21 protein-coding genes are annotated in these 25,035 nt (G+C 67.5%); 9 read left to right on the top strand and 12 right to left on the bottom strand.

Annotated elements, in window-relative coordinates; translation table 11 throughout:
• Window positions 1–376: 376 nt before the first annotated feature.
• Together EV652_RS37905 and EV652_RS37910 are read right to left on the bottom strand one after the other, a co-directional pair.
• Window positions 377–1,687, bottom strand: coding sequence for a glycosyltransferase (locus EV652_RS37905; RefSeq protein ID WP_132214687.1), 1,311 nt, complete (start codon window positions 1,685–1,687; stop codon window positions 377–379).
• Window positions 1,684–3,903, bottom strand: coding sequence for a glycoside hydrolase domain-containing protein (locus EV652_RS37910; RefSeq protein WP_132214689.1), 2,220 nt, complete (start codon window positions 3,901–3,903; stop codon window positions 1,684–1,686). Before EV652_RS37910 ends, EV652_RS37905 begins: the two co-directional genes overlap by 4 nt.
• A 559-nt stretch (window positions 3,904–4,462) precedes the next feature.
• Here EV652_RS37910 and sigM point away from each other — a divergent pair.
• Window positions 4,463–5,188 (top strand): RNA polymerase sigma factor SigM, encoded by a 726-nt coding sequence (gene sigM / locus EV652_RS37915; RefSeq protein WP_242002254.1) that lies wholly within the window; start codon window positions 4,463–4,465, stop codon window positions 5,186–5,188.
• A 166-nt stretch (window positions 5,189–5,354) separates the two neighbouring features.
• Here sigM and EV652_RS37920 read toward each other — a convergent pair whose 3' ends face one another.
• A complete protein-coding gene (locus tag EV652_RS37920; protein WP_132214691.1) occupies window positions 5,355–6,131 on the bottom strand; it encodes a phytanoyl-CoA dioxygenase family protein in 777 nt (258 codons plus the stop codon).
• 840 nt (window positions 6,132–6,971) lie between these two features.
• On the opposite strand from EV652_RS37920, the gene EV652_RS37925 reads away from it, so the two are divergent.
• Window positions 6,972–8,132 carry a hypothetical protein gene (locus tag EV652_RS37925; protein ID WP_132214693.1) on the top strand — a complete coding sequence of 387 codons (1,161 nt, stop codon included), beginning with the start codon at window positions 6,972–6,974 and terminating at the stop codon, window positions 8,130–8,132.
• A 121-nt stretch (window positions 8,133–8,253) separates the two neighbouring features.
• On the opposite strand, the gene larA is transcribed toward EV652_RS37925, so the two are convergent.
• Window positions 8,254–9,522 carry a nickel-dependent lactate racemase gene (gene larA / locus EV652_RS37930; RefSeq protein WP_132214695.1) on the bottom strand — a complete coding sequence of 423 codons (1,269 nt, stop codon included), beginning with the start codon at window positions 9,520–9,522 and terminating at the stop codon, window positions 8,254–8,256.
• Between the two features lie 92 nt (window positions 9,523–9,614).
• Here larA and EV652_RS37935 point away from each other — a divergent pair, with 92 nt between their 5' ends.
• On the top strand, window positions 9,615–10,394 hold the full coding sequence (locus EV652_RS37935) for a FadR/GntR family transcriptional regulator (protein ID WP_132214697.1): 780 nt from the start codon (window positions 9,615–9,617) through the stop codon (window positions 10,392–10,394).
• Window positions 10,395–10,402: 8 nt separating this feature from the next.
• Here EV652_RS37935 and EV652_RS37940 read toward each other — a convergent pair whose 3' ends face one another.
• Window positions 10,403–11,542 carry a mandelate racemase/muconate lactonizing enzyme family protein gene (locus EV652_RS37940; protein WP_199238631.1) on the bottom strand — a complete coding sequence of 380 codons (1,140 nt, stop codon included), beginning with the start codon at window positions 11,540–11,542 and terminating at the stop codon, window positions 10,403–10,405.
• Between the two features lie 348 nt (window positions 11,543–11,890).
• On the opposite strand from EV652_RS37940, the gene EV652_RS37945 reads away from it, so the two are divergent.
• From EV652_RS37945 to EV652_RS37955, 3 genes are all read left to right on the top strand, one after another.
• Window positions 11,891–14,611: a glycosyl hydrolase family 95 catalytic domain-containing protein gene (locus tag EV652_RS37945; protein WP_132214699.1), complete on the top strand. Its 2,721-nt coding sequence runs from the start codon at window positions 11,891–11,893 to the stop codon at window positions 14,609–14,611.
• 273 nt (window positions 14,612–14,884) lie between these two features.
• Window positions 14,885–15,724, top strand: a complete 840-nt coding sequence (locus tag EV652_RS37950) for a helix-turn-helix domain-containing protein (protein WP_242002255.1) — start codon at window positions 14,885–14,887, stop codon at window positions 15,722–15,724.
• Window positions 15,725–15,791: 67 nt separating this feature from the next.
• A complete protein-coding gene (locus EV652_RS37955; RefSeq protein WP_132214701.1) occupies window positions 15,792–16,373 on the top strand; it encodes a dihydrofolate reductase family protein in 582 nt (193 codons plus the stop codon).
• A 143-nt stretch (window positions 16,374–16,516) separates the two neighbouring features.
• Here the strand turns inward: EV652_RS37955 and EV652_RS44310 are convergent, their stop codons facing one another.
• The 3 genes from EV652_RS44310 to EV652_RS37970 all read right to left on the bottom strand — a co-directional run bounded on the left by EV652_RS44310 (window position 16,517) and on the right by EV652_RS37970 (window position 19,244).
• Window positions 16,517–16,699, bottom strand: a complete 183-nt coding sequence (locus tag EV652_RS44310) for a TolB family protein (RefSeq protein WP_158441458.1) — start codon at window positions 16,697–16,699, stop codon at window positions 16,517–16,519.
• A gap of 32 nt (window positions 16,700–16,731) precedes the next feature.
• A complete protein-coding gene (locus EV652_RS37965) occupies window positions 16,732–17,487 on the bottom strand; it encodes a TolB family protein (RefSeq protein WP_158441460.1) in 756 nt (251 codons plus the stop codon).
• A 308-nt stretch (window positions 17,488–17,795) separates the two neighbouring features.
• A complete protein-coding gene (locus EV652_RS37970; protein WP_132214707.1) occupies window positions 17,796–19,244 on the bottom strand; it encodes an MFS transporter in 1,449 nt (482 codons plus the stop codon).
• A gap of 171 nt (window positions 19,245–19,415) precedes the next feature.
• Between EV652_RS37970 and EV652_RS37975 the strand changes: the two genes are divergently transcribed.
• Window positions 19,416–19,718, top strand: coding sequence for a metal-sensitive transcriptional regulator (locus EV652_RS37975; RefSeq protein WP_132214709.1), 303 nt, complete (start codon window positions 19,416–19,418; stop codon window positions 19,716–19,718).
• 163 nt (window positions 19,719–19,881) lie between these two features.
• Here EV652_RS37975 and EV652_RS37980 read toward each other — a convergent pair whose 3' ends face one another.
• From EV652_RS37980 to EV652_RS37990, 3 genes are all read right to left on the bottom strand, one after another.
• Entirely contained in the window at window positions 19,882–20,277 is a 396-nt protein-coding gene (locus EV652_RS37980; RefSeq protein WP_132214711.1) for a hypothetical protein, read from the bottom strand.
• A gap of 6 nt (window positions 20,278–20,283) precedes the next feature.
• Entirely contained in the window at window positions 20,284–21,015 is a 732-nt protein-coding gene (locus EV652_RS37985; RefSeq protein WP_132214713.1) for an FHA domain-containing protein, read from the bottom strand.
• Window positions 21,016–21,196: 181 nt separating this feature from the next.
• On the bottom strand, window positions 21,197–21,634 hold the full coding sequence (locus tag EV652_RS37990; RefSeq protein WP_132214715.1) for a ribonuclease H family protein: 438 nt from the start codon (window positions 21,632–21,634) through the stop codon (window positions 21,197–21,199).
• A 196-nt stretch (window positions 21,635–21,830) separates the two neighbouring features.
• On the opposite strand from EV652_RS37990, the gene EV652_RS37995 reads away from it, so the two are divergent.
• Window positions 21,831–23,006 carry a hypothetical protein gene (locus EV652_RS37995; RefSeq protein WP_132214717.1) on the top strand — a complete coding sequence of 392 codons (1,176 nt, stop codon included), beginning with the start codon at window positions 21,831–21,833 and terminating at the stop codon, window positions 23,004–23,006.
• A gap of 39 nt (window positions 23,007–23,045) precedes the next feature.
• On the opposite strand, the gene EV652_RS38000 is transcribed toward EV652_RS37995, so the two are convergent.
• Window positions 23,046–24,416 carry a serine/threonine-protein kinase gene (locus EV652_RS38000; protein WP_132214719.1) on the bottom strand — a complete coding sequence of 457 codons (1,371 nt, stop codon included), beginning with the start codon at window positions 24,414–24,416 and terminating at the stop codon, window positions 23,046–23,048.
• 21 nt (window positions 24,417–24,437) lie between these two features.
• Here EV652_RS38000 and EV652_RS38005 point away from each other — a divergent pair, with 21 nt between their 5' ends.
• Window positions 24,438–25,010 carry an RNA polymerase sigma factor gene (locus EV652_RS38005; protein ID WP_132214721.1) on the top strand — a complete coding sequence of 191 codons (573 nt, stop codon included), beginning with the start codon at window positions 24,438–24,440 and terminating at the stop codon, window positions 25,008–25,010.
• Window positions 25,011–25,035 lie beyond the last annotated feature (25 nt).

A 25,035-nucleotide genomic window follows, 5' to 3' on the forward strand; every position in this document is an offset into this window, starting at 1 on the left:
GGATCTTGATCGCGCGCGCTCGCCATGTCGCAGACACTGCCACCGCCGGATCGACTCCGCATCAGTCCACGGGCCCGAGCTGCGCTCCGACTCCAGGTGGAGTGACAACCCCACCTACCGGTCCGGGGTCAGCCACCAGTATGAGCAGCAGAACCCCGGACAGGACCAGGCCGATCTCGACGAGTTCGACGTCCTCCGCCCGAGCCTCGTCCAGCGCTTTCCGCCATGTCGCCGAGCTCCCGCATCAAGCGCCCGCCGCGCTCGACCCATCGCCATCTCAGCCGCCGCCACCCGATCCCGCAACTGGCCAACATGCTCATCAACGTCGTCCTGCCATCAATGCGCCATAGCGGCCCCCGCGACCGGTAGATCCAGCTCAGCCGACGTGGACGGCGTGAGGCTCGGCGAACGTGAAGAGGCGGTCGAACACTGCAATCCGGTCGAACTGCAACGCGTACGCTCGCGCGCGCCGCTCGGCCCCCGCCCGCTGCTCGCGGGTCCAGTCGCACACGACCTCGTCAAGCACGGTCCGCAGGGTATCCGGGTCACGCTGCGGCACCAGCAGGGCCGTATCACCGACCGCCTCGGGTACGCCGCCGGTCGCGCAGGTGATGATCGGCCCGCCGCCGGCGAGAGCCTTCTCGACCAGCGCGATCCCGAACGTCTCCACGAACTCCGGCTGCTCGCGGGTCGGCAGCACGAACGCCGCGCTCCCGGCCATCAGCGCCGGCTTCTCCGCGTCGTCCACGTCGGTCAGCACCTGCACCCGCTCGCCCAGGCCCGCTGCCGCTACCCTCGCCACCACCTCGTCTTCCTGCGGCCCGCGCCCGGCCAGGACGAGCTGCACCCGCTCGGCCGACCGTGACCCGACGTAGGCGTCGATCAGGTCGTCGACCCCCTTCGCCGAGGCGATCCGGGACAGGAACAGCACGTACCCGTCCCGCGAAAGGCCGCGTCTGGTCAGAGTTTCGGCGATCCTGTCATCGGTGAGCGACAGGTAGGACCAGGAGTCGACCGCCGGGTAGGAGATGGCGATCCGCTCCCGGCACCGCTGCGCGAACGTCGTACCGTGCATGGCGTCGAGGGCCGCCGCCGAGGCCACGATCAGGTCCCTGGTGTACTCCGACACCGCCACGCAGTGGTCGGCCGCCAGGTAGACCGACAGGATGTGCGCGGCCGCCCCGAACCGGCCGGTGGCCACACACTCGCGCACCACGTTGGTGATGTCGGAGCCCACCGCCTCAGCCACCGTAGTGACCCGTGCGGGCCCGATCCCGCGCGCCACCTGGGCGGCCTCCTGCACGCCGATCGCATGCGGGCTCAGGTACAGGGACATCGCCACCGTCGGCACCCCGTCGCTGAACAGCTCGACCAGCCGCCCGATGAGCCCGGACAGGTAGCGCCCGTCCGGAACCCGGTAGTCGCCAACGGGATCGGGCCGCTCCACGGTGATGCCAGGGCTGTACGGCAGCACGCGGTCGAGTGGTTTCAACGGCAGTCCGGCCGCCTCCAGCGCATCCAGCGGCCAGGTCACGATCCGTACGTCGTCGAACCCGCGGGTGAGCGCCACCTCCGCGAGGCACCTCGCCTCACCGGAGTGCCCGCAGATCACCGGGTCGGCGCGGACAACAATGACCAGGCGGCGGTTGGGTGTGGACGGGGTGAGCGTGTTGTCGGCGATGTTCATGCCTCACCTCCAATGGCGTGTGGCGGGTCGGATGTGGATGGTGGCCTGATCCGGGTGCCCCAGCCGGAGGGCTGAGGGCCGAGTTCGATGTGCAGGTTGCGGATGTGCCGCAGTTCCCGGCCGGAGATCCAGGGGCGTTCGAGTGTCTTGCCGTCCACCGTGATGGATTGGACGTAGGAGACCGGTCCGCCTGCCTCGACCGGCTCGAATCCTGTGGTGGTGATCGACAGATCGCGGTCCGGCAGCCGGGTCGTGGACTCCGCCACGGCCGGCGCGCTGACCAGGAACAGGTTCTGCCCAGCCACCGGGAACAGCCCGAGCGTCGCCCACACGTACCACGCAGACAGCCCGCCGGAGTCGTCGTTTCCTGGCAGCCCGCCCCGGCCGGTGCCGAATTGGTTGGCGATGGCGGCATGCACCACCTCTGCGGTTCGGTCCGGCCGTCCCGCGTAGTGGTAGGACCACGGCGCCTCGTAGTCCGGTTCGTTGTTCAATCCCTCGAACCGGCACAGGCCGTACCCGGCGTCCATCTCGGCCACGCTCGGCGCCACCCCCGGCTGGGTGACCGGTGCGGCGTCGTACCCGAAGAACCGGTCGAGCAGTCCCACGAACGCGTCATCACCGCCGGCGAGTGCGATCCGGGCGCGCATGTCGTGCAGCAGCCGGAAGGAGTAGTTCCACCGGCCGCCCTCGTAGAACGTCGAGTCGCGCAGCAGGCCGGTGCCCGGGTCGTACGCCGCCCGCCAGCCTTGAGCGAGGTCGCGCATCTGCTGGGCCAGTGGCCGATCGCGCACCTTGTGGGCGATCGCCGCGGTGCAGTGGTAGGCGTACGCCAGGTCGAGGGTGTGGCTGATCGGGTGCGCCACACCGTGCACCAGGTAGTCCTCGCCGTACGTCCGGCGCAGGTCCATCTCCAGGTGCACCATGGCCCAGTCCCAGTCGATACCAGGCAGATCCAGTTGGCACAGGTCGGCAAAGAAGGTGTGCGCGAGGGCGCTGCCCTGCCGGGAGAACCGGTCGGCGCCCTTGGCCATCCGGTAGCCGATCGGCAGGTTGCCCTCCTGCTCGCAGATCGACAGCAGCGCGCCGGCCAGCGCGACCGAACGCTGCGGGAACAGCGTGGTCATCAGCGGCAGTTGGGTGCGGTAGATGTCCCACATGGTGCAGATGTCGAACGCGTACGGGCCCTCGGTCGTCCACGACGGGCTCTCGTCCGGGGCGAAGCACGGCTTGACCAGCGAGTGGTAGAGCGCGGTACCGAAAACCGTTGCCTGGTCGTCGGATTCGGTCTTGATCTCAACCTTGCCGAGGTGGTCGCGCCAGCTGGCTGCCGTGCGGTCGCGCCGCCCGGCGAAGGTGGTCTGCGTGCGGCCGACGTCCGCGCGGAGGTTGTCGCGGGCCGTCTCACACCCACGCAGGGAGAACCCCAGCCGCACCTCGACGGTCTGCTCGGCGCGCGATGGTCCCATGAACATCAGCCCGAACGGCCGCAATGTGGTCGGTCGGATGTAGTCGAAGTCGAGGCGAGTGCCGCCGGGCATCAGGCGCCGGTCGTACCACAGCAGCTGCCGCCAGCCGGGGGCGTCGACCTCCAGGTGCACAGCCAGCGGCACCCCCTCGACGTGGATCTCCCCTTGAGCCACCCCGGGCTCCAGCATCGCCAGGTGCGCCTTCAGCGGCACAGTCCGGCTGTGCGGGATGGCCAGGCCGCCGGTCGAGGCGTCGATGACGATCCGGGCGGCGTCATTCGCCGGGAAGGTGTACCGGTGGACGGCCGACTTGGGGCCGACCGTCACCTCGCAGTGCACCCCCGAACCCAGCGTCGCCGCGTAGTAGCCGGGCTCGGCCACCTCCTCCAGCAGGTCCCACGTGGTGCCCAGGTCATCGAGCGGGCCGAGCATCGGGGTGAGCTGGAAGTAGTTGTAGTACTTGCGGATCGCGCCGGTGCCGGACTGCTGGAAGTGGGTGAAGCCGGAGGCGACCGGGCGGTCGTACAACAGGTCGGGCACGCCCTCGGTGTTGAAGTCGTACAGCCCGTAACCGGTCGGGTAGGCCCCGGAGTACGGGCAGGCCGACACCATCCCGAAGGGGTGCATGGCGCCCGGGTGGGTGTTGCCGACCTGCGGCTTTGGCCACCACCAGGTCGAGGCCAGGCCCTTGGGCGTGGGCAAGTCGGTGGCGCCGGTCCCGATGAACGGGTCGACGTGCTCGTACATCGGCTCACCGCCTCGCGCGGCTGACGTGGACTCCCAACGTAAGAAGCGCATGTTTCAGCCGCGTGACCGAAGGAGAAGCGCAGGTTACGACCGGGCCGGACGACAGATGGAAGCCATTTGGTTCGGCAGTACTTATCACCTCGACCGCGGAACCGATTCGCCGTCATCGTCCTACAGATGCCACGACCTCAAGACAGCCGGCGCGACTCGACAGGTCCGCTTGGTTCCGGACGGCTCAGGCCTGCCCCCGGCGCTACCGCCGCCTCGGCGAAGTGCTTCCCGTTGCTGGCTCCGTTGCGCGAAGCAACAGAACCCGACATAGCGAGACTTCTGCTCATGAGCCAGCAGCACATCCCGGTTCGCCAGGACCTGACCGGTGAACCCGAAGAGTTCGCGGCGGCGATCGTCGCGGAACTTCCTCCGGCTCGGCGGGAGCAACGAATCCGAGATCCGTGATTGGACATTCGAAGACTTCGGGATCGCTCGGCTGAACCGGTGTGCCGGTGCTCGCGTGTAGGAGAGGTCAATCGTCGATGTGCAGTAAAGGCAGGTGGGGAACATGCCACGGTCCACCGCGCATGAGGCAGGTGCGTCCTCTGCGTCGCAACTCGAGGACGCCCCACGCTTTCTGTCGGACGCCGAGCTCATGCGCGAGCATGTGGCCGGCAACCCGGACACGTTCGGGATCCTGGTCAAGCGGCACCGGGACCGGATGTGGGCGGTCGCGATCCGCACCCTCGGCGAGCCCGAGGAGGCCGCCGACGCGCTGCAGGAGGCGTTCATCTCGGCGTTCCGCCGGGCCGACTCGTTCCGCGGTGACGCCAAGGTGACCACCTGGCTGCACCGGATCGTGGTGAACGCCTGCCTGGACCGGATCCGCCGCCGCCAGGTCCGCGCCGCCGACCCGCTGCCGGAGGACGAAGACCGCGCCGCCGAGCTGGCCGGTCCGTCCGAGGACGACCCGGCCGAGGTCCGCGAGCGCCGGCTGGACGTGCTGAACGCGCTCAAGCAGATCAACTCCGACCAGCGCAGCGCACTCGTCCTGGTCGACATGGAGGGCTACTCGATCGAGGAAGCCGCCGCCATCCTCGACTGCGCCCCCGGCACGGTCAAGTCCCGGTGTGCCCGTGGCCGGGCCCGGCTGCTGCCACTTCTACGCCACTGGCAGCCGTCGCGTGCGTACGACGTACCGCACGCACTGGTTTGCGGCACCTCGACGAACCGGAGACCTCCGGAGGCGCTCGACTCAGCCCGAGCGTCATTTGCCCACAACAGCTCGCAATAATGTCGCGAGAAAGAACCTGCAGTCGAGCCATCGCGGCCTCCGCCACCTCGATCCGGTGAGCCAGCCCGACCGCAGCTGGTGTCGACTCGTGATCATCGTCTACCGCTGCAAGCACCGGCCTCCGCGTTCAACGGAAGGCCGGTGTCCGGGGAAGCGAGTCCGTGTGTCAGATCGGAAGCGGATCGTAGTTGGCGCCGAACGGGGCATCCGGCCTTGCGAACTCCCCCATCAATGCGCGCCTCAGGGGCGTGGTGCGCTCAAGGAACTCGGGGTCATTGTTGAAACGGTCGGCCATGCGGACCCACGGTGGGCTGTAGACGTAGTGCGTTGTATAGCGGTCGTAGTCGCCATCGTGGCGGAAGGTCCGATGCCAGACGCCGTTGTGGAACACCAGAGCAGCCCCGGCTTCGGCGCACACGACATGACCGATCGCGATGTCGTCGTTGCTCTCACGGATTGAATCAGGGAGACCGACCCGCGAGCGGTGGCTGCCGGGAATCAGCTCCATGTTGCCCGTGCCGGGCACAGTCTGATCGGTGAGCAGGTACGACACGCGGAGTTGAAGCAGCGGAACCGGGTATCCCAGGTCCTTGAAGTCGAAGGCGGACGATCCGTCCTGGTGCCAACGGCCGTTCCCCGCGTGCGCCGGCTGCATGGTGTTCCAGCCGGCCTGCAGCACGAATCGGTCGCCGAGCAGACCCTGCACCTTCGGAAGGACGTCAGGATGATCGATGAGCCGCTCCAGAACCGGCTCGCTCTCGTAGGTCCGGCCGATCTGCCCGAACTCGCGGTCGCGGTTCTCGTGCAGACGCCGCGAGACATCGTAAGCCTCCGCGGCCTCGTCCTTTGTCAAGACGTTGGGAATCATGAAGTATCCCCACGACTCGAAGATGAAGCGGTCAGTCTCGGTCAGCTGACCTTTGTCGACGACGGGCTCGAGCATCACTCTGTCCTTCCTTCATGCTGTTGGAACGGCATCCCGGATCTGGCCTCACAGCGACCAGGGAGTCGGACGGATCACAAATCGGCTGGTGGTCAGCGCAACAGCCACCACTCGAGGCAACCCGCGGATGGTGGCTGTCAGTGTTCGCGCGGTACTCAGATCCTCAGCGCACGCGACCATCGCCGGCAACGGGGCAACGCGATGGTGTCCTGAGGTTCCGCAAGAACCTCGTGCAGGTACGAGCGGAGCTCGGGGCAGTCTGCCGGCACGCAGCTCGCCAGACCGTGCATTAGGTGGACAGTTGCGCTCACGATCCAATCCTGACGCGAGTGGTACTGCCGATAAAGAACCAACCCACCCAGATTGGCACCCAACTCAGAACTACCTCGATCTCGACAGTCCAGCACGATCGACGCTTCTGCGCGCGTTCCCAGCCAAGGCCTCATCACCTACATCCGCTTGGTAGCCCTCATCCCGGCGACGAGACCACTCCATCGACCTACCTCCCGCGGGATGTTGCTGATGGCAACGGTGGCACGAGCTGCGGATTTCGGCAGGGCCAGCCTGCGCCTTGCAAATACCTGGTCCAAGGACATGTCGGCTCCGCGCACCGCGGTCGTCGAGTCGGCGTGCCGTTCATCACAGCCCAGTGCCGGCCACAGGCCTGACCAGCTCAGCAGGCTTGGGCATCCAGGACTCGATCAACACCGGACGAACCGTGGACCTGAGCGAGACGAGCGGTGCTTTCATGGTGGTGTGGAGCACGATCAGGACGAGGTCCTCGAAGTCGGGAAGGCTTCGAGACGTGGGCGCAGAAGGGCCGGATGGATTCTGGTCCTGGTGGCGCTGCTGAGCCTGATCGTCCTCCGCGCCTCGACGGATCGTCCGCAACATCATGCCCCGCCGAGACCCACCCCGTCCGATCTGATCAGCACGATCCCGGACGGACGGTCGGCGCGGGCATGGCCGACGGCACCCGGCGCATGCGGGGCGGTCACGCTGTTGCCTATCGTGTCGAGTGCACCACCCGCGGAGCACACCGGGATCCAGGTACTGCTCGGCGGAGAACGGCTGCGACTCGTCGACTTCGACAGCGGCCACGCGACGATCTTGCCTGACCCAGTCGTCCGTCCGGGCGAGTACGCCGCTGTGCTGGCCGGTGATCCGATCACGGCGTACGCGAGCACCGGGTCATGCAGCGAGACGGCTCCCTACGCGATGTTGCGCATCAGCGTCGATCACCGGGTGAGTGTCATCCGTCCACTCGGTCCCACCGAGTGGGCACTGACCGATGGCAATCGCGTCTGGATCGCTTCCTTCGCCAGCGACATCGACTCCCCCTACGGGACGATCGCTCCGGTCGCCGGCGGGCAGCGGGTAAGGCTTCCGCTCGGCTTCTACGCATCCGCAATCGTGGGCGACACGGTCGTCGGGCTGCTGCAGCCCGATCCGTCGATCTCACCGACCTGGCTCGCGCTCGTCGACGCACGTACGGGTCTGTTGCGGGCCAAGCTCGAAGAACATGTGGCGCCGCTCGCGGCCGGCGCAGGCCAAGTCTTCTGGACCAGCGGCTGTGACGACGACGCGTCACCGTGCACGCTCCACCGCCGGCCGATCGACGGCGGGGAGACCCTCGGATCCGCCCTTCCACGCCCCGCCTGCTGCGGTGTCGTCAGCCCTGACGGCACGAGGGTCGCCCTCCTGATCGAACGACCATCGTCAGACTCACGTTTCGACGGCTATCCGCTCCCGCCCATGGACATCGCGATCATGCAACTCGACACCGGCCGGCTGAGCATCGTGCCAGGGATCGAACTGCCCGCCAAGTCGAAACCCGGGCTGGCCTTCGCCGGCCGTGGTAACTGGTTGACGATCGCCCTCGACGCGGGATCCCGCACCCGGATCCTCGCCTGGCGGCCCGGACTGCGGCAGCCGTACGAAACGAACGCGCTTCCCGGCCTCGTCCACAACCCGCCGACGCTCGTCGTCACCAGCCACTGACCACCTCGTCCTCGTGGTCGCGACGCCCTCTCGCACTCGGTGCGGCGGTCAGCGCCGACTCGGCCGAGCGCTTCTGGATCCTCTGGCCGATGCCTCGGAATGGATGATCAGCGACGAACATTCACGCGACGTACGGGATCGTTTGAGGACCTTCCGGCAGGATGCAGAGGCGGGCGTCGGGGCCGGCCGCGGCGAGCGACTCGGCGACTGCGGTTGAAATGTCGGCTGTTTGTTCCAGATGCACCGCCGCCAGGTCGGCGTCGGTGAGGGTCCCGGTATGCATGACAACGCGGCTGGTCGATTGGATGCGGGCCTGGATCTGGACCTGCCACTGGTCAGGTGTGGTTGCAGTGCGCCGGCTGATCTGATCGAGAAGCGCTTGCGGAGAATCCGCTGAGCTCAGGACCGAGCGATACGATCCGTGATCCGGGAAGCCGTCACGGCACTCAGCCGCACAAATGATCGTGCCGCCGCGGCGAATGATCTGATGCGCGGCCGACATTCCCTTGACCGACTGATAAAGGTTCTGGTCGAGCGGGTATCCGGAGTTCGTGGTGACGACCACGTCGAACGGACTTACCACGGGCCGCATGGCGATTCGCTTGGCCGCAGCGCAGGCGGCGGCATGCATCGGCAGCAGGTCTCCCCCGAACGCCGCCACGATGTCCTTGTCGCGATTGAGCACGACGTCCAACGCGAACGTCACGCCGGTCGCTTCCGCGATCGCCCGGACATCGTCATGGACCGGGTTTCCGTGCGTCACTCCCCACGTCGCGTCGGGACTGCCGATCCTGGTGGCATCGTGCAGAACCAAGACGGTGTCGAGGCCGGCCAGCCCTGGCGCAACGAGCTTTGGTCCGCCCGAGAATCCGGCGAAGAAGTGCGGTTCGACGAATCCGGTGGTGATCCGAACGTCCGCGTCCACCCATTGGCGGTTCAGCCACACTGGTACGCCGTCACCATGGACACCGAGCCAGGCCAACTCAGCCTGATCGCGGGCGTCGTGGTTGACGATCCGTACCGTGTCGACGATCTCGTCACCGAACATCTCGCGCAGCTCGGCGTCGCTGTTCCCGCGGTGCGTACCGGTCGCGACCAGGATCACGACATCAGCGAGATCGACCACATCCTCCAACTCCGACAGGACGGCCGGGATCATCAAGGGCCTCGGCTGTGGGCGGGTGCCGTCGCACGCGGAGATGGCCACGGTCTGGCCCCGTCGAACGCGATCGCGCAACGGTGGTCCGGCAATGGGCTCACGAAGTGCCCGGCGCAGAACCCCGTCCGGGTCGGCTGCAGCCTGATGGCGGACCGGCTCCACCACGGTGGTACGCGCAGAGTCCACGTTGATGACCAGTCCGGACTCCCCGTACGCCAAACGCACTCTCACTCGATCCAGCTCCCTGACGAGTCCCGTAGCCGCCGGCTGTCGGCAGACCTCTCTGCGGCGGCGAGGCTGTTACCGCCGCTAAGATCATACGTATGGCGAAAGACCCGATCCCCGTAGACCGTCTCATTCCGCGGCGTCTCCCCGTGGGCCGGCTGGGTGTCGCCGTCGTGGCCGAACTCGTCGACCTCATTGTCACGGGTCAGCTGCAGGAGGGTGATCTGCTGCCTCCGGAAGGGCCGCTGAGCGACCTCTTCGGTGTGAGTCGCACAGTGTTGCGTGAGTCGGTGAAGCGGCTCGAGGAGAAGGGGCTGGTGACTGTCTCGCCGGGCCGGGGTACACAGGTGCGGGCGCGGGGGTACTGGAACATGCTGGACCCGGTGGTGCTGTCGGCCCTGATCGACAACGACGAAAGCCTCGGCGTGCTCGACGAGCTGACGGTCGTGCGGGCGAGCCTGGAGTCGGCGATGGCAGGCGCGGTGGCCGGAGCTCACAGCGCGGCGGAGTTGAGACGGCTCGAGAACGCGTTGACGACCATGCGCGAGAGCGAGTCGGAGACGGACTCGTTCCGGCAGGCAGACGTGATCTTCCATTACGCGGTGATGGAGATCTCGGGCAATCGGCTGGCGGAGAACATCGCCAAGCAGGTCTACAAACGAGCCGTGGACTCCAGCCGATACCAGGGCATCGACCCGCCCGACGCGGTCGCGCTCACCCTCGAGGAACACGCGGCGATCTTCGACGCCATCGCCCGGAAGGACGTCGCCGCCGCCGAGAAGGCGATGCATGATCACATCTGCGGGTCGTGGGAGCGTCGCCGGCTGGTCGACGCCGGTCCCCCGCGCGGGCGGGTGCGGGGTCAGAAGAAGAAATAGGTCTCGGGTCATCGCGTCACGAGACCGGCCTCAGTAGCTGCGCCGGGATCATCGCTCACGTCGGGCTCGGCCACCAGGCGCAACGCAGCGCGCGCAGGCCGGATGTGCGGTCCGGTAGATGCGAGAACAGCCCCCGCGGAGCTGCCCGGTGACAGCTGCGACTCGTCGAGCAGGATGCCGAGGCCGGGCCGGTCGCCCAGAACGATCCCTCCGTCATCGAACTCCTGATCGACATCGAGACCGACAGGGAAATGCAGATCCTGCACCTCGTAGGTCAACAGGTTCGGCACCGCGGCCGCCGCATGCGCAACCGGATTCGCGTTGTACGCCACCGGACTCACCGGCAGGTCGTGCGCATGCGCCAGCGTCGCCACCCGAAGGAAATGGGTAATCCCCCACACATTCCCCACCTGCACAACATCAAGCGCACCGGCATCCAGCAGCGGGCGATACTGCTCCAACCCGGTCAAGTTCTCCCCACTCGCAATCGCCGCGCGGACCTTCCCCCGTAACACCGCCATCCCCGCCGCATCCCACCGCCGCAACGGCTCCTCCACCCACGTCAGATCCATCCGCTCCTCGATCGCCGCCACATACCGAGCAGCCTGCGCCTGGTTCCACGACTCGTTGGCGTCGAACATGACCGCAGGCCGGCGAGAATTCCGCCCGAGCACCTCACGGACGATCTCCAGCCGAGGCAGATCACGATCCAGGTCGCGGCCGCCCTTGAGCTTGCCCGCCTTGAACCCACGCTCCGCGAACCGGCCGTACAACTCGGCCAGTTCCTCCTCGCTCAAGCCGTAGTCCAAACCCGACGCATACGCAGGCACAAAACGCTCACGCGCCCCTAGAGTCCGCCACAACGGCTCGTCGGCCGCCTTCGCCTTGATGTCCCACAACGCCATATCAACGGCACCGATCGTGCCGAACATGGAACCGGCATGACCGGCCTTGAACACCCAGTCGAGCATCCGGTCATACAGCGCCACGACCGACCGCGGATCCTCGCCATCGATAGCGGGGAACACCCGCCCCACCTCCGCATGAGCACCAAGACCCACCCCCTCGATCCCGGCATCAGTCTCGATGACCAGGACCGGCACCGGTGTCGTGTGGCCACTCTGCACGCCATTGACGTCGCCGGTCACCCTCCCCCAGTCATGAACGGTGCTCAGGCTGCGATATCCAGTGATCTTCATCCGTGGTCCCCTCGAGAGCCGGTGTGAAGACGGCCGGGCTGGCAGGACCGGCCCGTGCCGACAGTATCTGAAGTCTTGTCGCAAACATAATACGTATGCTAAATCTTTTTCCGGGGGCAACGATGACCCGATGACGCCGCCGGTACCGAGCAAAGGAAGGACGAATCGTCCCGCCCGGTGCCGATGAGCGGCCACGTCGAACCATTGCTGGAGCGCCGTCGCCTGGCGTGCATCGTCATGCCCGCAACGGGCGGACGGGGCCGTCACAGACAACTTCCCGGTACGGAGGAGTACGACATGGCAGCAGAAAGCACCTCGTCAACGAGTGGGGTCTCGCGGCGCCGGTTCGTCGGCGGGACACTGAGCCTCGGGTTGTCGGCGGCAGCGACCGGGCCGTTGTCCGCGATGGCTTCACAAGCAGGTGCGGCACCGGCGCACCCGAACGACAAGACCACGCCGCTTTTCAACCCGGACTACAGCCGGCTGATCGGTCGGTCCGACCTCATCTACACCGGACGAATCACGACCGGGACCCAGGGCATGTCCGTGGCGAACGGAAGGTTCGGCGGGCCGGTCTGGCAAAGCAACAGCAGCACCCTCGTCATGCAGCTGAACCACACGGACATGTTCATGTTCAACGATGCCTCGGCGGCTTCGAAGGACCACCAGAACTCCGGGGGCGGCGCTGTCGGGCGGATCCACATCGGCTTCGGGACAGGGACCGTCTTCGACGCCACGACGCGACAGCATCTGTCGCTGTACGACGGCAAACTGAGCATCAGCGGCACCAATGTACGCGCCGACGTGATTGCCGACACGGATTCAGACGTCATCGCGATCCAGGTGACCGACGACCGCGCCACACCCCAGCCGATCACCGTCGATCTGGCCATGCTGCGGGACGCCAACCAGATCTGGGGCGCCCACAGCGCGATATCCACTCTGACCACCGTCGCCGGCACAGGACGGCTGGGTTCCCGGAACGAAACGATCGTGCTGGAGCAGGTTGTTCAGGAGCCAGCCGACACCGGCACGAAAGCCAACGACCACTACGTCAACACAGCCGTAGCGGCCACCGTGCGGGGCCGCGAGATCTCGAACGTCGTCAGCAACACCATCGGCAACCGGGCGACGCTGAGGATGAATCTGCCCGCGCAACAGGGCACCTTCACCGTCGTCGTCGGCGGGAACGCCGATTCGCGGACCGCGCTTCGTACGGCCAGGGCCACCGCCGTGGCGAACGCCACCAAGGCTTCCGACCATGCCCGGATCTCTGCCCGCAGTCAGGCCTGGTGGCGCGACTTCTGGCACAAGTCGTACGTCTACTTCCCCACCCAGTTCAATTTCGAGCAGCGCCGCAACTACTACATGTACCTGGCCGCCATCTCGAACCGGGGCTCCTTTCCCTCCAAATACAACGGCGGCATCTGGATCGGCGAGGAGGACCGGCGGGACTGGGGCAGCTTCTACTGGAACTGGAACCAGGACTGCCTGTATCAGCCCCTGCTGGCCGCCAACCACCTGGATCTGCTGGAGCCGATGTTCACGATGCGGCAGTCCAGTTACGAACAGTACGAAGTCGCGGCCCGGCAGATGTGGGGCAGTGAGGGCATCTTCATCGGGGAGACCGACGGCATCCTGGGCTGGGAAACCCTGCCGGACGGGATCGCGGACTCGATGCAGCAGTACTACACGTTCAAGACGACTACGCGCAGCCAGGAATTCACCGACATCACCATGCGGAGAAACAGGTTCCTCTCCCCATGGAACTGGAACGTCTTCGGCGGCAACAGGCAGGCGAGCTACGTCACGCACACCATGATGGCCACCCAGGAGACCGCCGAGTACTACTGGCAGGTGTACTGCTACACCAAGGATCTCCACTGGCTGCGGAAGGTTGCCTATCCCTTCATCAAGGGCGCGGCGGAGATGTACCGATCCTACGATGGTCTCCGGAAGGAGAGCGACGGGAAGTATCACTTCTTCAACACGAACCTGCACGAGCACATCTGGGCCGGCAAGGACGTCATCGATGATCTGTCCATGGCCAGGGGCGTCTTCGCGGCAGTGGTCAAGGCTTCCGAACTGCTTGGGGCCGACCAGGCGACTCGCCCGCTATGGAAGGACATCCGCGACAATCTCGCCGCGTACCCGCTGCGAACGGACCCCGGCGCGCTGTGGGCCGCGAGTACGAACCCGTCGCTGGCCTCGCAATTGGCGACGGATCAGCCCGCCTGGGCGCAGGGCCTGCAGCCCGCGTACTTCATCAGGGATCTGCACGGCACCGAGAGCCCGATCTTCAAGATGCTCGAGAAGTACGACGTACTGAACCTGGAAACGCGGGACCAGGGTCTCGACAACGGCGATTGGGAGATCGCGCTCAACACCTATCTCCACTCGCCCGGCTACCTCAACCAGGTCAAGGGCCAGGTCATCGACAGGAACGGCTCCAGCCGCTTCCACGTGGACGCCGCCAAGCTCGGGCGAGCGGATGACATGGTGAAGATCCTGAACACGCAGTACGGCGTGTTCAGCACCTACGGCGTGTTTCCGAACCTGCTTTTCAACCAGCTGGACTACTACTCGGCCGAAGGCTACGGCACCTTTGCGGCGGCGCTGCAGGAAGCACTGAGCCAGAGCCTGAGTCCGACTCCTGCGGGGGACCCCGTGATACGCGTGTTCCCGGCGTGGCCGACGGCGTGGGACGCCAAGTACAAACTGCTCGCCAAGGACGGTTTCCTGGTCTCATCGTCGATGGTGTCGGGCGATATCCAGTACGTCGAGATCGAGTCGCAGCTCGGCGAACGCGCCCGCATCAGAAACCCGTGGAATTCCGATGTGGTGCTGTACCGCGAGGGACGGAAGGCCGAGACACTCGTCGCTGCGGAGAACGGTCTGCTGGAGTTCAAGACCCACAAGGGCGAGAACATCGTTCTCGTCCGGGCGGGCACGACGCCGGACATGTACCGGTCCTCTGACCTGATCGACACGACCGCGGGAAGCACCAGCGCAAGCTAGGGCTCGACGCCGGCCGAGCCTACGGGCGGCTCCTGAGTTCGGTTACTCCTCCCCAAACCGATCCATGGAGCCGCCCGTCAGCGTCATGGTGGGCGCCGTCAGACCCGCGAAGACCGCGCCGGCCGGCGTCTTGCCGATCGGGCCATCGCTCGCATCACCTCACTGATACGGTCTGGTGACCTCGCGCCGGGAGACCGGCTGCCGCCAGCGGCGGCAGTGCGGCTGGACCATCCCGGCGCGCGATGCCGGCGGGGCGTCGGCGATGCTGTGGGCGTGGAGTACGTGTCCAGAGTGCCGCGACCGCCGCTGGACGGGCTGATCGACGACCTCTACTACCTGGAGGGTGCGCCGCCGTACGCTCGGCTGACGCTGCCGCCGGCGCCGTCGGCGTTGCTCATCGTCAACCTCGGGGCGCCGTTCCGCATCCGCGCCGGCACCGACATCGAGACGGCCGAGTACGCCGACGGCTGCGTGGTCACCATGCCCACCCGCGCGTGGGAGTTCGGCTACCCACTCCGGACCCGGTCCGTCGGCGTCCACTTCAAGGCGTGGGGGCTGGCGCCGTTCCTGCCGATGCCCGCGGCCGAGCTGTGTGACCGGCCGGTGACGGTAGAGCAGGTTTGGGGCCGGCCCGCCATTGCTGAGCTGCGAGACCGGCTGGCCACGGCGGACGGACCGCACGAGATGCTGGCGCTGCTCGAGGAGGAGCTGATGCGACGGCTGTGCGAAACCGCCGGCCTGGGGCTGGTCCGCCATACGAGCAGTGTCATCGCGGCGACCAGCGGGGCGGTGGCGATCGGCGACCTGAGGGTGGCAGCCGGTGTCAGCAGCACTCATCTGGCACAGCGGTTCAAGGATCTCATCGGCGTCACGCCGAAGCGGCTGGCCCGCAGCTACCGCTTCGCCGCCACCTTGCTCGCGATCGACTTCGCCGAACCGATCGACTGGGGCGAGGTCGCCGGTGGCGCAGGCTACTTCGACCAGGCCCACTTCGGCCACGAGTTCCGCGCGTTCACCGGGCTCACGCCGACCCGGTACGTCGAAGTCCGGCGGCGGTTCCTGCGCGAACATCCCGGCCACGCGCTGGACGGCTGGCCGCTGCCGGCCGATTGATTTCTTACAAGAGCGACAGCTCACGACACGCTAATTTTGGGGCACCCCAAAAGCAAAGGAGAGCCCCGTGGGCAAGGTGGTCATGTACAGCACGGTGTCGGTGGACGGCTTCATCGCGGACGAGCACGACCAGCCCGGACCGCTGTTCGACTGGTTGACCAGCGGTGACGTCCCGTTGGACGAAAGCGGAGTGCTAAAGGTGTCGCAGGCCTCCTACGACTACACCCGGGCGTACTGGGACCAGATCGGGGCGACAATCGCCGGCCGCCACGTCTTCGACATGACGGACGGCTGGGACGGGAAGCCTCCGAGCGGGATCGACCACGTGGTCGTCGTGACGCACCGGCCGGAGCCCGAGGGCTGGGACCCCGAGGCGCCGTTTCACTTCGTCGACGGCGTCGAGGCAGCCTTGGCCAAGGCGCAGGAGCTTGCGGGTGACCGCATGGTCGAGGTCGCCGCCGGCGACGTCGGTGGCCAGGCGCTTGCCGCGGGCCTGATCGACGAGGTGCGCATGGACGTCGTACCCGTCGTGATCGGGTCCGGCAAGCGCTACTTCGGGTCGGTCGACGCGCAGCACCTGTTGGAGGATCCTGACGTGGTGATTCAGGGCAACCGGGTGCTTCACCTGCGCTATCGGGTGCGCCGTTGACCGATCTGAGCGGGTACGCGAAGAAGTCCACTGCGACACAAGATCGGGCCTCCGGCTGCGTTGCGCATCGCTGTCCCTGATCGGGCAGCCGACGCCGAAGGCCTGAGGTGCACGCCGACTATGAGGAGCCGGGAGTTACCGCGCTACCCGGTCGGTTGCCACGCGGGCTGCCCGTCGAACCCGGGTGCCCGGGTCAGAGCCCGGCTTACACCGGTCTCGACATCAACGACGTAGACGTCCCACGAGCCCTCCGCGTCGGAGTAGTACGCGAGCGACCGGCCGTTCGGTGACCATCGTGGTCGTTCCTCCGACGCCGACTCGGCCACGACAGAGCGGTGTCCGGTCCCGTCCGCGGCCACTACCGCGATGTCGAGCCAGCCGGCGTCACGACGTTGTACGCCAACTGCGAGCCGTCGGAGGTCCAGGCCGGGTTGATGCCGCGGAGCGGCTGCGGGAGGAGCGGCTGTTCGACGCCGGTGTCCGGATCGACCGCGCGAAGCTCGGGCGCGCCGCTGCGCGTGGTTGCGAAGCCGATCCGCGAGCCGTCCGGCGACCATTGCGGCTTGTCGTCCAGCCCGGGCGAGTTCACCAGCTGCCGGACGTTCGAGCCGTCGACATCCAGTACGAAGATGTCCCAGTCGCCGTCCCTGTTGGAGCTGAAGGCCAGTCGTCGTCCGTCCGGCGACCAACTCGGGTAGAAGTTCGCGGCCGCGTCGCGGGTGATCTGCGTCAATCCCGTACCGTCCAGGGAGATCAGGTAGATGTCGCTCGCTGTAGGCGACCCCGCGTTGAACGCCAGCCGTCGCCCGTCCGCCGACCAGGCCGGGTGCGAGACCGGCGGCAGTTCCTCGGTCAGCCGCCGCACATTCGAGCCGTCCGCCTGCATCAGGTAGAGCGCCTCGGCGCCCTCGCGGTCGGAGACGAAGGCAATGAGCCCGCCAGCATGCATGGTCGGCGACTGCGGTGAACCCGGCTGCGGCGACCCTTGCTGTGGTGACCCCTGCTGCGACGCCTGGGGATCGGGCGTCGACGTCGTGCACCCGAGCGCCGTGCACCCGAGGACCCCAACCAACAGCGCGCCGCTGAGCAGCCGCCGCCCGTGGACTGTCCGCACGACCTGAGCCTCGCGGTCGGCGCTACGGCCCGCCAAGAAGCGGCACGCTTCCGTGTCCGAACCGTTGCGGTCGGGCCGGCGAGCAGGACCTCGAGCCATTCCCTCGCTTCGTCGACGTCACTGGTGACGGGGGTCAGTCGCAGGTGGTGCCCAGGTGGCGGCCAGTTGTTCCTTCCTGATTGACCAGGAAGAGGTGGTCGCCGCCGTCCCGGCCCGCGAGGTGGGCTGATGCATGCAAGCGCGACAGTGTGGCTGAAGGCCGCTCCCCAGGGCTGTTACCGGAGCCGCCCTGAGGAGCGGTGGACAGTTCACCGGCTCGTCGATGCGTCTACCGAACTGGCCGGGTCCGGCTGAGCAGCGGCGCTCGGCATACGCAGGCTGATCGCGGCCAGGACCGCACCGACTGCGGCGATCACCGCGGCGCCGATGAAGGCGGCCGAGTACCCGTCGGTGAGTGCGGCGGCGTCACCGAGAAGCTCGGCGCCGTTCGCGGCGGCCACCGCGGTCATCGCGGCCAGGCCGAGGGCGGAGCCGATCTGGTAACTGGTGTTCACGATCCCGGACGCCAGACCACCCTCCTCCGGACGCGCCGACGACAAAGCGATGCCGAGGCTGGGGATGAACGCCAGCGACATCCCGGCGGCCGCGATCAACGAGGCCGGCAGTACGTCAGCCCAGAAGGAACCGTCCGAGCGGATCAGGGACAGTCCCGCCAGGCCCACGGTGAGGATGGCCATACCGCCGACCAGCGTCTTCTTCGGACCGGCCGCGGCGATCAGCCTCGGCGCGACCACGATCATGCCCAGCATGATGAACGTTGTCATCGGCAACAGTGCGGCGCCGCTGGGGAACGCGCTCAGCCCCAGGACCTGCTGCAGGTACAGGTTCAGGAAGAACCACATCGGCACCCAGGCCGCACCCAGCAGCAACTGAGCGACGTTCGCGGCAGCCAGGTTCGGCGCCGCGAAGATCCCGAGCCGCATCAACGGCTCCCGTCGCTTGGCCTGCACCGCGACGAACACACCCAGCAGTACGACGGCCGCCGCGCCGACCGACAGCGTCGAGCCCGCCGACCAACCGACCTCGGGCGCCCGGACAATCGCGTACACACCGGCGCCGAGACCGACAGTCACGGTCAACGCACCGAGCAGGTCCACCGACCCACGCCGTACGGCGGAACTCGGCATCAACGCAGGCGTGGCGACCAGGGCGATCAGCGCGATCGGCACGTTGAGGAAGAACACCCACGGCCAGGACAGGTACTCGGTGATCACACCACCGAGGAACACACCTGCCGTCCCGCCCGCCGGCGCGGCCGCGCCGTACAACGCGATCGCCTTGGTCAGCTCCCGGGGATTCGCGCCGAACAACATCATCAGGAGCGTCAGCGCGGCCGGCGCGATCAACGCCGCACCGATGCCTTGGATCGCCCGGCCGGCCAGCTCAGTACCGACACCGGTTGCGAGGCCCGCGACCAGCGACCCGGCCAGCAGGACCGCCCAGCCGGCCGCGAAGATCCGGCGGGCACCGAGAAGGTCGGACAACCGTCCGCCCAGCAGCAACAGGCCGCCGAACGCGACGACGTACGCGTTGAACACCCACGACAGGTTGCCCGGACTGAACCCGAGCTCAGCCTGCATCTTCGGTAACGCGACACCGATGATCGAGGTGTCCATGATCACCATGAACTGCGCTGCGGCGATCAGGCCGAGCGCCCACCAGCGCCGTGACGACGCCGGCGATTCCAGCTGACTCATTGTAATACTCCTTACCCGTATAGGGTATTTCGTGAAGCCGTGAAGGTCCCGAAAGTTGGGAACCGGGAAACGAGACGGTACCCTAGGGGGGTACCCTATGAAATGCAAGAGGGTCGCCGAACCTTGCGGGTGTCGGGCGGGTAGGGTGCGGCGAACCCAAGGGAGGACGTGGTGAGCGTGGACGGACCAGCACAGCACGGTTACATCGACGACAAAGAGGCTTACCTGCGGCGGCTGCGCCGCATCGAGGGCCAGTCCCGCGGCCTGCAACGCATGGTCGAGGAGGAGAAGTACTGCATCGACATCCTCACCCAGATCTCGGCCATGACGAAGGCGCTGGAGTCCGTCGCCCTCGGCCTGCTCGAGGACCACCTCGCGCACTGTGTCGTCGACGCCGCGGCCGCCGGCGGCCCCGAAGCCGATCGCAAGATCAAGGAAGCTTCCGAAGCCATCGCCCGGCTCGTGCGCTCCTAGCGCCGGTGGTTTCGTCCGCTACTGCGGCAGGCTGCACCGGGCACGGCTTTGGCCTGGGCGTCTATCGCTGGGCGTCGTCCGGCTCGCGCACGCGTTGGAGCAGAACCGGCGCGGCCGCCCTGGCGGCCTCAGCCAACTGGTACGGCAGGAAACGTCCCGGTAGTCACAGCAGAGCCGGCAGCAGGCCGAGGATCGGCTCTCCGAGAGCTCCCAGCCAGTGCGCGAGCATGCCGAGGGGCCCAACGAGGGCCGATCCGGCCGAGGCGAGTGACCCCGCGGCGAGGAGGATGCGGGTCAGCCGCTCGAGCCTCGGCGCGATCCGGGTCCGATCCGGCTCCGGCTGGCGGAGTCCGGCCTCGATCTCGCGGAGTTCCGTCTCCGCCGCGACCGAGGAGACCGGGTCGAGACGCGTGGCCTTGACGCCCGCTCGCAGGTCGGCGAGCGCCTGCAGGGCCTGCTCCGATGTCACCACGATGCCGGTCTGACCGCCCGTGATGTGCTGATCGCGGCCGACGTTGTTGATGTTGGCGGCGTTCTGGTTGCCGATGTTGAAGGTCATCGCGACTCATCTCATGAGCTGGGGTGGCGGTAGCTCCCGGTCGACCCGCCGGCGGCGCGCGGTGGCGACGACGTGCAGCACGATCCCGGTGATGATCAGCAGTACGCCGACCAGGTTGACCAGGCCACCGAGCGCGAAGACCAAGAACCCGCTGAGGTCGTCCTTCGTGGGCATACCGGACGCGGACGAGAGGTTCATGAGCTGACCGAAGTACGTGTACCAACCGAACGCGGCGATGGCGAGTCCGACCAGGAACACCAGGACACCGGTCCAGATCAGCCCGCGAGCCTTCGTCTTCGTCGCGGCGATCTCGCGGAAGAAGTTCTCCCGCTGCTGGATCACATGCTGCACGTACTGGTCCCGCCCGACATTGTTGATCGTGTGCGCTCGCTGATCGCCGATGTCGTAGCGAACCGCGGTCGGCGCGCCCTCGCGTGTGCCGTAGCGAAGCTGCAGGTCCGCGAACGCAACCCGGTCCCCCGGGTACAGCCGCCGCGGCACCGTGATCGCCTCGCCGTTCACGAACGTGCCGCCGGCCGAGCCCAGATCTTCGACGTAGTCCACACCGCCCTGCTGCCACAGCGCCGCATGCGTCCGGCTCAGGTACGGGTCCTCGAACCGTACGTCGCAGCTCGGCAACCGGCCGACCGTCATGCGGGCGCCGGTCAGATTGATCCGCTGCCCCTCGTGCGATCCGGCTTCCACCACGAGGTACGGCGTACTCGCTCCATCGGTCATCGTCCTCTGCGGCGACCGCAGGCACCTCGCCCGTCCGCACCGCACCCCCACGATCAGGTAAGCACTCGCGCCGGATCATCACAAGACGCAACCTTCGGACGTCTTCGACCTGCCGAGACCTATCCGTCGATCAGTTGCCTGAAGACCGGTTCGTCGCGGATCGGATCCAGGTCGGATCCAATCAGCGCTGTGGGAAGCAGGCAGCGACGGCCAAGCCATCCACGAAGTCGTTCATCTCGTGGCCGGAATGGCCCTTCACCCACTGGAAGGCGACATCCCCGCGCTTGATCACCAACGCCACCAAGGGTTCCCACAGGTCCCTGTTGGCGACCGGCTTCTTTGCTGAGGTGAGCCAGCCGCGCTCGAGCCAACCTGTGTGCCACCCGTCGCGGAAGCAGTTGACGACGTAGGTCGAATCCGAGACGACCAGCAACGGACCGTCGTTCGCCCGCACGGCCTCGAGGGCGGCACGGATCTCCATCCGCTGGTTCGTGGAGGCAGCCTCGTGACCGGCGGCATACTCGGTCGTCGACAGCGCCCAGGCCCAGCCTCCAGGTCCAGGGTTGCCCGAGCAGGCACCGTCGGTGAACACCGTGCGCGCGCCGACGGGGACTGTCATGTCGGGCGGACGAGGACGGCGGGCGCGGGCTGGAGGCATCAGAGCGAAACACTACCCCGCCGGCGCATCTCCGGACGCACAGCCCTGAAGGCGGCGTACCGCACCGAACAACGAGGCGGACGTCGTGAACCGATCGTGTCGGCTGACCATCAAAGCCCTCCGTACGACACACTGAGGACTCATTCCGGAGGGCATCATGAATCGGAGCATCAAGCTGGCAGGCCTGGTGACGGGCGTTTCGGTCGCTGCTGTGGTGGCGGGCACCCTGGTTGCCGCGCAGCAGACGCCGACGCTCGCAGCGGCGTCCGGCGGAGGCGCCAACCCGATCGACAGCGTCAGCAAGCCGGTGCCGACACCGTCCACGACGCCGAGCAAGCCGCCCGGGACTCCCCCGGCCACCCCGAGCGGATCGGTCAAGCAGACGATCGACCTCACCAAGCTCAAGCAGGGCGCGGCACCGGCCACGTCGTACGTCGACGGCCGGACAGTGCACGTCGGCGGCACCAAGTTCACCTTACCGGCGTCGGACGGCCCGATCTGGGACATTGCGCGGACAGGTACCGGCGCACTCGTTCTGCACAGCCCGAAGGACGACGGCAAAGCCGTGCTCACCACCTGGAGCGGTGGCTCCCGCGGTGAATCCGTCAACGACGTCTCGACGGTTCTCTCTTCGGCCGATCAGTCGAGCAGCGCCTACGCCGTCCAGCCGACCACCGCCGACGGCGCCGAGCTTCCGCGTTTCACGCTGACCTGGCGCGACAACCCGAGCAGCGAGAAGTACTCACTGCAGCGCACGGGCGAGCACGGACCGATCGTGCACGCCGTCCAGGGCAGCGAGGTCTACTTCAGCGCGTTGTCCAAGGGCGAGAAGCAGACCCTCTACAAGTGGACCGCCGGCGACGACGCGCCGAAGCCGATCAGTGCCGTACCAACGCCGTCCGCGGTGTCGTCGAACCTCCAGCTCGCGGCGTCGATCGTTTCGCAGGCCGACGACGGCAGCTGCACCGCGCTGATCGACCTCGCATCGGCCAAGAAGCGCTGGAGCACCTGCGACTACGCAGTGGACGAGCTCCTCGGCGGGAGTGCCTTTGCGCTCGGCGGACCGGCCTATCGGGACGGGTACGGCGACGGCCTGTTCGCCGCGCTGGACCTGAAGACCGGCAAGGCCGTGCGCGAGTGGTCGGGTGGCTCCGCAGTCGCGATCATCTCGGCTGTGATGGAGGACGCCGACCACATCCTGGTGCTGGCCGAGCAAGGCGGCAAGACCGCCATCGCCCGGTGCGCGCCGAAGGCCGGCTCCTGTGAGCTGGCCACCCCGTTGAAGAAGGGCACCGGCGACGAGAACAACCGTCCCTACCAACTGGGCCACTGAGACGATGGTGCGGCCTCTCCATGGAGAGGCCGCATCGCCTTATTTTCTTGGCTTGTAGTCCACCGAGTCGAGCACCTGCTCGGCCTGCGCACCGTCCTCGGCCCGCACCTGAATCCGGATCAGCGCCCCCTGGATCAGCTGCACCCGTTCGTACGTCGTCATACCGGCCGGACAGCCGACGTACTTGGCCGTTGCTGTGGAAGGCTTGTCGACCCGCTCGGGTGACTCCGTGCAGCCCGCCGGACCGGGCAAGGCGGCGGCCGCGGGTAACTCCCCCGACGGCAGCACTCCCGCGAAGACGCCCGGCACCTTCGCACCGGAGTTGCTCCAGGCGTTGTTGTCGTCGCTCACCAGCAGACCGGGCAGCAGGCCCGTCGCCCCCTGCGGCCGCCAACCGTCGCCGGTGCGGGTGCGCGTCCAATCCCGGGGAAGCTCAACCGACAGCACCTGCTGTTGATCCACGACCCGCACCCACTGGCGTTGGACGCCGTACTGCCAGCCCAGGTAACCCCCGGCACCACCCAGCAGCGCGGCTGCGATCGTTGCCGCCAGCCACGGGTTGACCGAGGGGCGCCGGCGTGCGGTTGCCGGGACGCTCGCCTGCGCAGCTGTCCGCAGCGCGTCGGCGAACGACCGAACGTCCGGCCAGCGCTGCTCCCGGTCCTGGTGCAGCCCGCGCAGGATGACCGCCTCCACCTCGGCGGGAATATCGTCGCGAACCGTCTGCAACGAGACCGGCGGCCCGTCGACCGCCAGGACCGCCGCCAGGGTGGTCGCACCGTACGGTGGTTGGCCGGCCAGCGCGGCGTAGGTGACCGCGGCCAGCGCGTACAGATCGGCTCGCGGGTCGAGTACGTCGCCGCGCACCTGCTCGGGCGCGACATAGGCCGGGGTGCCGCCCGGCATCGTCACCCGCGACACCGCGTCGAGCGACTTGCCCAGGCCCAGATCGCCGAGCATGGCCCGCTCTCCGGTCGGCGTACTGCGGAAGAGCACGTTCTCCGGCTTGACGTCGCGGTGCAGGACGCCTCGGTCGTGCAGCTCCTGCAGGCCGGCGCTGACGTCCTCGATCACGTCCACTGTGTCGGTCAGCGGGAGCCGGCCTGCCTTGATCCTGTCGGCCAGCGTGCCGCGGTCGGCGTAGGTGAGCACCAGGAACGGCCGATCGTCGTCGGTGGTGCCGATGTCGTGCACGCCAACGACGTACGGCGACTCGACCTTCCGCAGGAAGCGCCCTTCCTCGACGAACCGGCGCCGTACGTCGAGATCGTCGACCCAATGCTCCGCCAGCACCTTGACCGCGACCTCGGCGTCCAGCGCTTCGTCCCGGACCAGCCAGACGGCGGCGAACCCACCACTGCCCAGCCTCCGGATCACGGCGTAGCGGCCAAAATGAGAAGGCTGAACCATGCCGTCATTATGCTCAACAGCATGGTCAACGACGCGGACGCGCTCGACGAACTGGCCCGGCGTGCTGCACAGGACCCCGCCTTGCTGGACGAGCTGATCCGGCAGGTGCAGCCGCAGGTGATGCGGATCTGCCAGCGCGTCCTGCCGCACCGCGCCGACGCCGAGGACGCCTGCCAGGACGCGCTGCTGGCGATCGCCACGAAGGTCGGCACCTTCTCCGGCCGGAGCCGGTTCACCACCTGGGTCCACGTGGTCGCGTCGAACGCCGCTCGCGAGACCTACCGACGGTTGAAGCGCCGCGCCGTCGAGAACACCGCGGCCTGGCACGACGACGATCGCCCGGCCAAGTACGACCGTCCCGATCCGCGCACGACCAGCGTCGTGGCCGGCACCCGGCTGGACCTGCTCGACGCGCTGGAGCAACTGGAGGCCGACCTGCCCGAGACGGTCACGTCGGTGATGCTGCGCGATATCTACGAGCTCAGCTACGACGAGATCGCCGACCAGGTCGGCATCCCGGTCGGCACCGTCAAATCCCGGATCAGCCGGGCCCGCGTCTCACTCAAGGCTCAACTGCTCCCCCGCCACGACTGACCTGTCCCGCAGACAGTCGCCCAGC

The sequence above is a fragment of the Kribbella steppae genome (genome assembly GCF_004342025.1).
GTDB lineage: Bacteria > Actinomycetota > Actinomycetes > Propionibacteriales > Kribbellaceae > Kribbella > Kribbella steppae.